Origin of the sequence: Collimonas fungivorans (genome assembly GCF_028292705.1) — a bacterium.
Classification (GTDB): Bacteria; Pseudomonadota; Gammaproteobacteria; order Burkholderiales; family Burkholderiaceae_D; genus Collimonas; species Collimonas fungivorans_B.
This window is the reverse complement of sequence record NZ_JAQGLV010000359.1, coordinates 1-9,717: the sequence shown is the minus strand read 5'-3', so window position 1 is coordinate 9,717 and position 9,717 is coordinate 1. Positions and strand designations below refer to the sequence as shown.

The following is a 9,717-nucleotide window of genomic DNA, read 5'->3' as shown; positions in this document are numbered from 1 at the left end:
ATACCACCAGCGCCTTGAAACCGAGCGCCAGGAATTCATCCACCAGCCGGCGCCGTGGCTGGTTCCACAAGGGCAGGCTGGCCTGCAACCCGGCCTGGGCGCAGACTTTTTCTTCCCAGTCGCGATGCGCCTGCAAATCGATATCGCCGAATACGGCGTGGCGCATGCCGGCGCCATGGGCATCGCGCAAGGCCCCGATGAATTTTTCTTCATACTGCTGCCAGCTGGCGCTGTAAAAAAATAGCGGCACGCCGAGCGCATCTGCCTGCGCTTGCAGCAAGGCCGGCGGCACACCGTGTGAACGGGCGCGCTGGCCGCTTTCATCCAGCGCGGTAACCAGGCGTTCGATACGAACGCCGCTCTGGCGCGCGCGCCACAGCGCCAGGCAGGAATCCTTGCCGCCGCTCCAGGACACTAGTGCACCTGCCGTTTGCGGGATCATGAATGCGCCGCCGCTTGCAGCAGGCGCCGATGTTCAGGCCGCGCCACGAAACGATGCAGCAGCAAGCCGCCGACGCCGCAGGTGGCCATCACCACCATCAGCGGCAGGGCGGTGCCGTCATGCCACAAGCTCATGCCAACGCCGGAGGTGATGCCGAGCGTGAACTGCAGGGTGCCCATCAGCGCCGACGCGGTGCCGGCTTGCTTGCCTTGCTGCGACAAGGCGATCGCCGATGCATTCGGACTGATGAAGCCGTAGCAGGCAAGATAGCCGAAAAAGCCGACCAGCAGGATAGGCAGGTTGTTTACGCCGCAAGCCACCAGCAGCGCGATGAACAGGCTCAGCAGCGCCGGCAGCCAGAGGGCGCGGCCGAGGATGGTGTCGAGTGAATATTTGCCGACCAGCCGGGCATTGATCTGCGAGGCGGCGATCAGGCCGAAGGCATTGGTGCCGAACACGAAGCCGAAATGTTCAGGTTTGATGCCGTGCAGTTCGATCAGCACGAAAGAGGAACCGGTGATGTAGGCGAACATGCCGCCCTGGATCAGGCCGCCGACCAGGCTGTAGGCGACGAACTGGCGGTCCAGCAGCAGCCGGCCGTATTGTTTCAGGGTGCGGCCCAGGTGCAGCGGCTCGGCCTTGTGGCGGTCCAGCGTTTCCTGCATGGTGTAGTGGATCGCCAGCAGGCAAAACAGGCCGAAGGCGGCGAGGCCGCCGAAAATCACGCGCCAGCCCCAGAACTTGAGCACGCTGCCGCCGATCAGCGGCGCCAGGATAGGCGCCAGGCCCATCACCAGCATCATCAGCGAAAACGCCCTGGCGGCGCCGGTGGTGCCGAGCCGGTCGCGGATCACTGCGCGTGCGATGACCATGCCGGCGCAGCCGCCCAGGCCTTGCAGGAAACGGAACACGATCAGCGCAACCACGTCTTGCGACACCATGCAGGCCAGCGAACCCAGCAGGTACAGCGTCATGCCGACATACAGCGGCGGCTTGCGGCCGAAACGGTCGCTCAGCGGCCCGTAAAACATCTGGCCGACCGCCAGCCCGACCAGGAAGCTGGCCAGGGTCAGCTGCACCAGGTTGCTGCCGACCCCGAACTGTTGCGCGATGGTCGGAAAGCTCGGCAGGTACATGTCGATCGACAGCGAGCCGATGGCGGTCAGCGCGCCAAGTAAAAGAAGCCAGCCCGGGAGCAGTTTCTCCGGGGCTGAAGTTGCAGATGTGTTTGTCATGGGATGCTTGGAGTAGCGCCAATTGCTGGCGCTGGGTTAAATATGTACAACGGGTAGAAAGCGCTGGCAGGAACTGCCCGGATGCGGCACAAACATGATCTGTGCGCTAAAGCGATGGCTAATGTTACACCAACATCGGGATGTTTGCCGGGAGGCGCCTGGGGCCGCCCGGCAATCGTGGTTTACTGCGCGAGAAAATCGAGCAAAGTCAGCGCCACCACTTTGGTGGCCTTGCGCAGATCGTCCAGCGCAAGATTTTCATCGGCCTGCTTGGCGTTCGATTCCATCAGGGTGCGCGGACCGGCGCCGTACAGCACCACCGGGATGCCGTGTTCGCCGTACAGGCGGGCGTCGGTGTAGAGCGCCGAACCGTTGGCCGGGATCGCTTCGCCCAGGACCGCCTGCGCATTCTTTTGCACGCTGGCCAGCAGCTTTTCGTGGCCAGGCAAGGGACGCAGGGCGCGCGCCAGCAGCAGGCGCTTGATGTCGACGCGGATGCCGGGCAGGTCGGCAACTGACGCAGTGATCATGGCCCGAACTTCGGCTTCGACCGCCGCCGGATCTTCTTCCGGAATCATGCGGCGATCCATCTTCAGCACCACTTTGCCCGGCACCACATTGGTATTGGTGCCGCCGTCGATGCGGCCGACGATCATGGTCGGATGGGTGATGCCGGGAATTGCCGAGCTGATTTTTTTCAGATCGGGCAGCTTGGCGTAGATCGCTTGCAAAACCTTGGTCGCTGCTTGCAACGCATCGTGGCCGGTTTCCGGCATCGAACCGTGGGTCGCCTTGCCGTGCACCGTCACCTCGAATTGCAGGCAGGCGTTATGCGCGGTGACGACGTTGTAGCTGAAGCCGGGGCCGATCACCAGGTCGGGTTTGGTCAGCTGCTTTTCCAGCAGCCAGGCCGGCCCCAGCAAGCCGCCGAATTCTTCGTCGTAGGTGAAGTGCAGCTCCAGTGCGCCCTTGAGCGGCACGCCGAGCGCTTCCAGCGCGCGCACGGCAAAAATGTAAGTAGCGAAATCACCTTTGGACACCGTGGTGGCGCGGCCATAGATGCGGCCGTTTTCGATTTCTCCGCCGTATGGCTGCTTGGTCCAGCCTTCGCCCGGCGGCACCACGTCGCCATGGGCGTTCAGCGCCAGCGTCGGGCCGGCGCCGGCATACTGGCGGCGGATGATCAGGTTGGTGATGCTTTCCATGCCGTAGTCCTTGACGACAGCTGCCGGCACCGGATGCTTCTCGGCTTGCCAGCCCCAGGCGGTGACCAGCTCGGCTACGGCATCGGCGTGCGGCGCATTGTTGCCGGGCGGGGTGTCGGTGGGAATGCGGACGATGGTTTGCAGGAATCCGACTTCTTCATCAAAGTGGCCGTCTATCCAGCTGAGCAGCTGGTCGGATAAGGTTGTATTGGACATGGCGTGGAATTAAATGAATGCGCAAATAATTGCAAAAGAGGATTCGAGAGCCTGCATCACTCTCCGATATATTCCCGATAGTAGCGCATTCCCAAGCCGGTCAGGATTTCGTAGCCGATGGTGCCAGCCAGCCGCGCCACGTCGTCGACCGGACGGTGCGGACCAATCAGTTCGACCAGGGCGCCGGCCTGCAGCCGCTCGGCGGCGATGCCGGTGACATCGATGGTGATCGAATCCATGGAGACGGTGCCGACCATGGGCGCCGCCCGGCCGTCGATGAACACCACGCCGCGGTTGCTCATGCCGCGCAGCCAGCCGTCGGCGTAACCGACGCCGACGGTGGCGATCTGCCGTTGTTCGGCGGCGCTATAGCTGATGCCGTAGCCGACATGGTCGCCGCGTTCGATGGTGCGGGTTTGCAGGATGCGGCCGTGCAGGGCGGCCACCGGCTGCAGCGGATTGGCGGCGCCGGCTACAGGTGCGATGCCGTACAAGGCTGCGCCGGGGCGGACCAGGTCGAACTGGTAATCGCGGCCGAGGAAAATCCCGGAAGAATTGGCCAGGCTGACCGGCACCTGCGGCAGGCGCTGGCGCAATGTATTGAAGCGCGCCAGCTGGCTGGCGTTCATCGGATGGTCCTGGTGTTCGGCGCAAGCCAGGTGGCTCATCAGGAACAGCGGTGGAATGGTTTGCAGATAGAGCGGATCGGCTAGCCAGGCTTCGGCTTCGGCCGCCGGCAATCCCATCCGCGACATGCCGCTGTCGACCTGGACGATGGCCGGCAACGGCCGCTGCAGCGTTTGCGCCAGCGCATGCCAGCCCTGGATCTGCTGCAGGCTGTTGAGCACCGGGAGCAGGCCGTGGCTGATGAATTCCTGCTCTGCGCCGGGCGGCGGGCCATGCAATACAAACACTTGCGCGGTAGCCGGCAAATGCGGACGCAGCGCGATGCCCTCGTCGAGATGGGCGACAAAAAAGTGGCGGCAGCCTTCCGCCGCCAGCGCCGGCCCGACCCGTGCTGCGCCCAGGCCGTAGGCGTCGGCCTTGACGGCCGCGCCGCATAGGGCCGATCCGGCTTGCTTGCGCAGCAGGCGATAGTTGCTGCGCAGGGCGCCGAGGTCGACCGACAGGATAGCGCCTGCGTGTGCCGCTTGAGGATGCATGGTGAGTTTCGCTAAAAACGTTTACCGGATCAGGCGTATGCAGGATGCTCGCTTTGCGCGCCATGCTTGCTGTAGCGGCCGACCGCCAGGTCGTCCGAGGCAATCGCCGGCCGCTTGCCGGAAATCAGGTCCGCCAGCAGTTGCGCCGAACCGCAAGACATGGTCCAGCCCAGCGTGCCGTGGCCGGTGTTGAGGAACAGGTTGCGGATATGGGTGGCGCCGACGATCGGCGTGCCGTCCGGCGTCATCGGCCGCAAGCCGGTCCAGAAACTGGCGGCGGCGGTGTTGCCGGCGCCCGGGAACAGGTCGTTGACCACCATCTCCAGGGTCGCGCGGCGTTTCGGCTTGAGGGTCTTGTTGAAGCCGACGATCTCCGCCATGCCGCCGACCCGGATGCGGTCGTCGAAACGGGTGATGGCGATCTTGTAGGTTTCGTCGAGCACGGTCGAGACCGGCGCCGCTTCGGCGTCGACGATCGGCACCGTGATCGAATAACCCTTCAGCGGGTAGACCGGGATATCCACCAGCGAACCGAGGAAACCGGTGGAATAGGCGCCCAGCGCCACCACGTAGCGGTCGGCCTGCAGGTGCTCCGGACCGCACTGGACCCCGGCGATTTCGCCGTTGGCCAGGGTCAGCGCATCGATCTGCAGGTTGTAGCGGAAGCGCACGCCGAGTTCTTCGGCCATCTTCGCCAGCCGGGTAGTGAACATCTGGCAGTCGCCGGTTTCATCGTTAGGCAGGCGCAGGGCGCCGCTCAGCTTGTGCTTGACTGCTTCCAGCGCCGGTTCGGCCAGCGCCAGCTGGTCCGGCGTCAGCAATTCGAACGGCACGCCGGTGTCTTGCAGCACCTGGATATCCTTGGCGGCGTCGTCCAGCTGCTGCTGGTTGCGGAACACCTGCATGGTGCCGAGCTGGCGGCCTTCGTAGGCGATGCCGGTGTCGGCGCGCAACACCTTGAAACAGTCGCGGCTGTATTCAGCCAGGCGCACCATGCGTTCCTTGTTGACGGTATAGCGGGCGGCGCTGCAGTTGCGCAGCATCTGCCACATCCAGCGTAGCTGGAACAGGGTGCCGTCGGGGGTGATCGAGAGCGGCGCATGTTCTTGCAGCATCCACTTCAGTGCTTTCAGCGGAATCCCGGGCGCGGCCCAAGGCGAGGCGTAGCCGGGCGAGATCTGGCCAGCGTTGGCAAAACTGGTGTCTTGCGCCGGGCCCGGCAGGCGGTCGATGACGGTTACTTCGTGGCCGGCACGGGCCAGGTAATAGGCGCTGGTGACGCCGACCACGCCGCTGCCTAGGATGAGCACCCGCATCTTGATTCCCCTTAGTAGACCTGAATTCGGACCTGAATTCGCCTGAATTGTTTTTGATTTGCAGCAATAAGCGCTATGCTAATAGCTAATTTCCAGCATTTGTTACTGTATAAATCAATGTATTCAGGATTTAACACTAAAAATATCAGAAAATTCGGGACATGAGAATCTACAAGGAATCGAGCCGCACCCTGGACAAGCTGGACCGCCACATCCTGCGTCTGCTGCAGCAGGACGGCCGCATGTCGATGAAGGACCTGGGCGAGCAGGTCGGCTTGTCGATCACGCCGTGCATCGAACGCGTCAAGCGGATGGAGCGCGACGGCGTCATCGACGGTTACTACGCCCGCGTCAACCCGGCCGCGGTCGGCGCCAAGCTGCTGGTTTTTGTTGAGATTACGCTGAATCAGAAATCGGCGCATGCGTTTGAGCAGTTCCGGCGCGAAGTGTTGCGCATTCCGGAGGTGCTCGAGTGCCACCTGGTGTCCGGCGATTTCGATTACCTGATCAAGGCCCGCATCCGCGAGATGGCGGAATACCGCAAGCTGCTGGGCGACATGCTGCTGCAGCTGCCCGGGGCGGCGCAGTCCAAGAGTTATGTCGTGATGGAAGAAATCAAGGAGACGCTGGCGTTGTCGATGGAAACTAAATAGCCGCCAACGGAGTGCCGTCCAACGGAGTGCCGCCCAAGCTGATTTCTATACGCTCCTTGCCCTTGCCGATATTCTTGCGTTTCAGCCTGAGCGCGCCGACTTCCGCGGTCGAGCGCGGATGGGTGCCGCCGCAAGCCATTCTGGCGAATCCTGCGACTTCCCAGTAGCGCCGTTGCGCCGCTTCATCGGTGAAGGCGGTGACGATAGGCAGGTCGGCGTCGAGCAGGGCAGCCACTTCGGTTTCTATCTGCGGCAGCAGCACGGCGATGCTGCCTTCGTGGGCAAAATCGATGCGCCCCTTGTCGGCCGAGATATGGGCGCCGATGCGCTCTATGCCTGGCCGCAGCTTGTACACCAGCTGCAGCACCATCTCGGCGGCGAAGTGCAGCCGCATCAGGCGATAGCGGCGTTCCCAGTCGATCGCGATCTCGACTTCGCTGCCTGCCTGCAAGCCATGTCCGGGCGCCAGCGTGTAGAGAATATCCAGGCCGTCTTTTTCCGCGGACAGCACGGGGTGGCCGGCCAGGGTGCCATGGTCGCTTTCCTGGCCGCCGGAAAAGGCGAAGAAAATGGTTTCCGCGAGACGGATGCGGTCATTGTCGACAGCGCTGACCTGAGTGGTCAGCATGGTGCGGTAGGGATCTTGCCAGAAGAGCTTGCGGGTCATGGCCGGCCGGAATAATGAATGGTCCGGTAAGCATAACAAAAGGGGCGAATTAAAAGGGGCAAGTTCGGTGCTCGCCCCTTTGCTTAACTTCAGATCTTGCCGTCGCGGAAATCCTGGATCGCCTGTTCCACCTGTTCGCGGGTGTTCATCACGAACGGCCCCCACTGGGCAATCGGCTCATTGAGCGGCTTGCCTGCAATCAGCAGGAAGCGGCTGTTGCCTTGCGCCTGCAGGCTGACGCCGGCGGCATCGGCAACATTGCTCAGGATCGCCATGCGGCCGGCCGGCGCGCTGCGGCTGTCGGCGCCGATGCCGCCGATGCTCAAGCCGCCTTCGAACACATACAGGAAGGCGTTATGGCCGGCCGGGATCGGCAAATCCAGCTGCTGCCCGCCTTCCAGCTGCACGTCCAGGTACAGCGGTTCGGTATGCGGCCTTTGCACCGCGCCGGCGGTGCCGAAAGCGGAACCGGCAATCACTTTCACCTTGACGCCGGGCTGCGGCGACACTTGCGGGATCTCGCCGGCCTGCAGGTCGCGATAGCTGGGGGCGACCATCTTGTCGCCCGACGCCAGGTTGAGCCACAACTGGAAACCGCTCATCAGGCCGTCTTCCTGTTCCGGCAGTTCGGAATGCACCAGCCCGCTGCCTGCCGTCATCCACTGCACGCCGCCGGCCTGCAGCAAACCTTCGTTGCCGGCATTGTCGCGATGGCGCATGCGCCCCGCCAGCATATAGGTAACGGTTTCGAAGCCGCGGTGCGGATGGTCGGGAAAACCGGCGAGGTAATCTTCCGGCTTGTCCGAATGGAAGTTGTCGAGCATCAGGAACGGATCGAGGCGGCGCTGCAGGTCGTTGGTGAGGACCCGCACCAGGCTGACGCCGGCGCCGTCCTGGGTGTCGATGCCGGTGACCAGGCGTTCGAGCTGGCGGTTGAAAACTGGCTTGTTCATAAAATCCTCCGGGCAGGTTGCGTTTACTTTTTCGAATCTGTATCTACCGCCGCCAGCATCAGCAAGGCGCCGATGATCGAGATGTTTTTCAGGAAATGATTCAGCTGGTTTTGCATGCTGGCCGGATCGGCCTGCCAGAAGCGATGCGCCGACAGAGTGGCGCCAACCGTGAACAGCGCCACGACGAGTGCCGCCGGACGGGCATTCCAGCCGGTCATGATCGCCAGTCCGCCGCCGACTTCGACCAGGATGGTGATCAGTACGGCGAACGTCGCGAATGGGATGCCGAGGCTGCTCATGTAGCCCACCACGCCGGAAAACGCGGTGATTTTCAGGAGGCCGGAAATGACGAACAGGGAAGCCAGCAGAACCCGGCCGATGCGATACAGTGTTGGCGAAATTTGCATGATGATTCCAATCTTTAAAAGGGTTTAGAAGTAAGTAAGCATTTGCTTGCAAGTCGCTGTATCAACTGATGATTGCGTATCTGTTGCAGCGAACGACACCATCTTATGCCGCTTATTCCTGGCCGGATATTGATAATCTTGAGATAATCTATATCCAATTATTCGATATAGTTGAATCGCCATGAATATAGAACGGCTGTCGCTGGATCAATTGCGGGTATTCGCCCAGGTGGCCGACAGCGGCAGTTTCCTGGCTGCGGCAAAGGCGCTGAAGCGGGCCCAGTCGGCGGTCAGCTATGCGATCAGCACATTGGAAAACCAGCTTGGGCTGCCGCTGTTCGACCGCGGCAGCTACCGGCCGCAGCTGACCGCGGCCGGCATCGAGCTGCTGCGTGATGCGCGCCAGGTGCTGGACCAGGTCGACGCCTTGCAGGCGCGCGCCGCCGCCTATGCGCACGGCCAGGAGCTGGAGATCACGCTGGCGCTGGATGTGTTTTTCCCGACCTCGGCGCTGGTGGCCTTGCTGGCCGATTTCCGGCTGGCGTTTCCCGGCGTTACGGTGCGCCTGGAGATCGAAGCGTTGGGTTCGGTCGCCGAACGCGTACTCGACGGCGTGGCGATGCTGGGTGTGCTCGGCACCTTGCCCATCGTTCCCCCCAATCTGCTGCGCATCAGTTTGCCGACGGTGCTGCTGGTCGGCGTGGTGTCGCCGGCCCATGCGCTGGCGCAGATCAGCGGCCGCGTCCCCGGCCATGTGCTGGAACAGCAGGTGCAGCTGGTGCTGAGCGACCGCAGCGCGCTCACCGCCAACCAGGATTTCTCGGTGCATTCTTCATTGTCCTGGCGCATGAGCGACCTCGGCACCAAGCATGCCTTGCTGCGCGCCGGCATGGGCTGGGGCTACATGCCGCGGCACGTGGTGGCCGATGACCTGGCGAGCGGCCGGCTGGTGCGTATCCTGACTGCCGGCCATCCGCCGGAAGGGGCGGCGCTGCCGATGCAATGCGTGTACCGGCCGGATCGTGAAGTTGGTCCCGCTCTCGCCTGGTGGCTGGATGCATTGGCGCAGCTGACCAGCTTCGATCCGGCCTGAGGCTTGCGCCAGGCCTGACTGTCCGGCACAATGGCAACTGCTTCGGAGATGGCATTCCTCCCTGAACCGCCGCTTTTGGCCTTGAATCCTCGCGGGTTCGCCGGTCAGACGCAGCTGATGATGCCTACAAGTTCCTGGACGGGATTTGTAGGCGCGCGCGCTTTCCTTGCCATCCAGGTTTGAGTCCTTCAAATCTCGTACCCTTGTCCATGAAAAATTCAAAATACCCTGAACAGCTATTGATGCTGGTGTATCTCGCGCGCTGGCTGATATTGGCTTCCGTGGTCGGCGCCCTGGCCGGCCTGGCGTCGGCAGTGTTGCTGCTGTCGCTGGAGTGGGCCACGGATACCCGCAACGCCCATCGTTG

Annotated in this window: 9 protein-coding genes, 1 pseudogene and 1 riboswitch; of the genes and pseudogenes, 2 read left to right on the top strand and 8 right to left on the bottom strand. The window is 62.8% G+C overall.

What is annotated here, in order from left to right; all coding sequences use genetic code 11:
• From JWQ61_RS19885 to JWQ61_RS19865, 5 genes and pseudogenes are all read right to left on the bottom strand, one after another.
• A pseudogene (locus tag JWQ61_RS19885) lies at window positions 1-442 on the bottom strand (adenosine nucleotide hydrolase); the annotation flags it as partial.
• Window positions 439-1,677, bottom strand: a complete 1,239-nt coding sequence (locus tag JWQ61_RS19880) for a Bcr/CflA family multidrug efflux MFS transporter (protein ID WP_304362032.1) — start codon at window positions 1,675-1,677, stop codon at window positions 439-441. The gene JWQ61_RS19880 and the pseudogene JWQ61_RS19885, both read right to left, overlap by 4 nt.
• A gap of 182 nt (window positions 1,678-1,859) precedes the next feature.
• Window positions 1,860-3,098, bottom strand: coding sequence for an ArgE/DapE family deacylase (locus tag JWQ61_RS19875; RefSeq protein WP_304362031.1), 1,239 nt, complete (start codon window positions 3,096-3,098; stop codon window positions 1,860-1,862).
• A gap of 56 nt (window positions 3,099-3,154) precedes the next feature.
• Entirely contained in the window at window positions 3,155-4,261 is a 1,107-nt protein-coding gene (alr, locus tag JWQ61_RS19870; RefSeq protein WP_304362030.1) for an alanine racemase, read from the bottom strand.
• Window positions 4,262-4,290: 29 nt separating this feature from the next.
• A complete protein-coding gene (locus tag JWQ61_RS19865; RefSeq protein ID WP_304362029.1) occupies window positions 4,291-5,577 on the bottom strand; it encodes a D-amino acid dehydrogenase in 1,287 nt (428 codons plus the stop codon).
• 161 nt (window positions 5,578-5,738) lie between these two features.
• Between JWQ61_RS19865 and JWQ61_RS19860 the strand changes: the two genes are divergently transcribed.
• Window positions 5,739-6,230 carry an Lrp/AsnC ligand binding domain-containing protein gene (locus tag JWQ61_RS19860; protein ID WP_014008198.1) on the top strand — a complete coding sequence of 164 codons (492 nt, stop codon included), beginning with the start codon at window positions 5,739-5,741 and terminating at the stop codon, window positions 6,228-6,230.
• On the opposite strand, the gene JWQ61_RS19855 is transcribed toward JWQ61_RS19860, so the two are convergent.
• The 3 genes from JWQ61_RS19855 to JWQ61_RS19845 form a co-directional block, all read right to left on the bottom strand.
• Window positions 6,223-6,897 carry an alanyl-tRNA editing protein gene (locus JWQ61_RS19855; protein WP_304362028.1) on the bottom strand — a complete coding sequence of 225 codons (675 nt, stop codon included), beginning with the start codon at window positions 6,895-6,897 and terminating at the stop codon, window positions 6,223-6,225. The two genes, JWQ61_RS19860 and JWQ61_RS19855, sit on opposite strands and share 8 nt — an antisense overlap.
• An 89-nt stretch (window positions 6,898-6,986) precedes the next feature.
• A complete protein-coding gene (locus JWQ61_RS19850) occupies window positions 6,987-7,850 on the bottom strand; it encodes a pirin family protein (protein WP_304362027.1) in 864 nt (287 codons plus the stop codon).
• Window positions 7,851-7,873: 23 nt separating this feature from the next.
• Window positions 7,874-8,257, bottom strand: a complete 384-nt coding sequence (locus JWQ61_RS19845; protein WP_304362026.1) for a DoxX family protein — start codon at window positions 8,255-8,257, stop codon at window positions 7,874-7,876.
• A 181-nt stretch (window positions 8,258-8,438) separates the two neighbouring features.
• Here JWQ61_RS19845 and JWQ61_RS19840 point away from each other — a divergent pair, with 181 nt between their 5' ends.
• Window positions 8,439-9,350: a LysR family transcriptional regulator gene (locus JWQ61_RS19840; RefSeq protein WP_304362025.1), complete on the top strand. Its 912-nt coding sequence runs from the start codon at window positions 8,439-8,441 to the stop codon at window positions 9,348-9,350.
• A gap of 35 nt (window positions 9,351-9,385) precedes the next feature.
• Window positions 9,386-9,484: riboswitch (Fluoride riboswitch) on the top strand.
• Window positions 9,485-9,717: the final 233 nt, after the last annotated feature.

Coding starts and splice junctions, on each gene's coding strand:
- JWQ61_RS19880 (WP_304362032.1), bottom strand. CDS start 1,677: ATGACAAACACATCTGCAACTTCAGCCCCGGAGAAACTGCTCCCGGGC.
- JWQ61_RS19875 (WP_304362031.1), bottom strand. CDS start 3,098: ATGTCCAATACAACCTTATCCGACCAGCTGCTCAGCTGGATAGACGGC.
- alr (WP_304362030.1), bottom strand. CDS start 4,261: ATGCATCCTCAAGCGGCACACGCAGGCGCTATCCTGTCGGTCGACCTC.
- JWQ61_RS19865 (WP_304362029.1), bottom strand. CDS start 5,577: ATGCGGGTGCTCATCCTAGGCAGCGGCGTGGTCGGCGTCACCAGCGCC.
- JWQ61_RS19860 (WP_014008198.1), top strand. CDS start 5,739: ATGAGAATCTACAAGGAATCGAGCCGCACCCTGGACAAGCTGGACCGC.
- JWQ61_RS19855 (WP_304362028.1), bottom strand. CDS start 6,897: ATGACCCGCAAGCTCTTCTGGCAAGATCCCTACCGCACCATGCTGACC.
- JWQ61_RS19850 (WP_304362027.1), bottom strand. CDS start 7,850: ATGAACAAGCCAGTTTTCAACCGCCAGCTCGAACGCCTGGTCACCGGC.
- JWQ61_RS19845 (WP_304362026.1), bottom strand. CDS start 8,257: ATGCAAATTTCGCCAACACTGTATCGCATCGGCCGGGTTCTGCTGGCT.
- JWQ61_RS19840 (WP_304362025.1), top strand. CDS start 8,439: ATGAATATAGAACGGCTGTCGCTGGATCAATTGCGGGTATTCGCCCAG.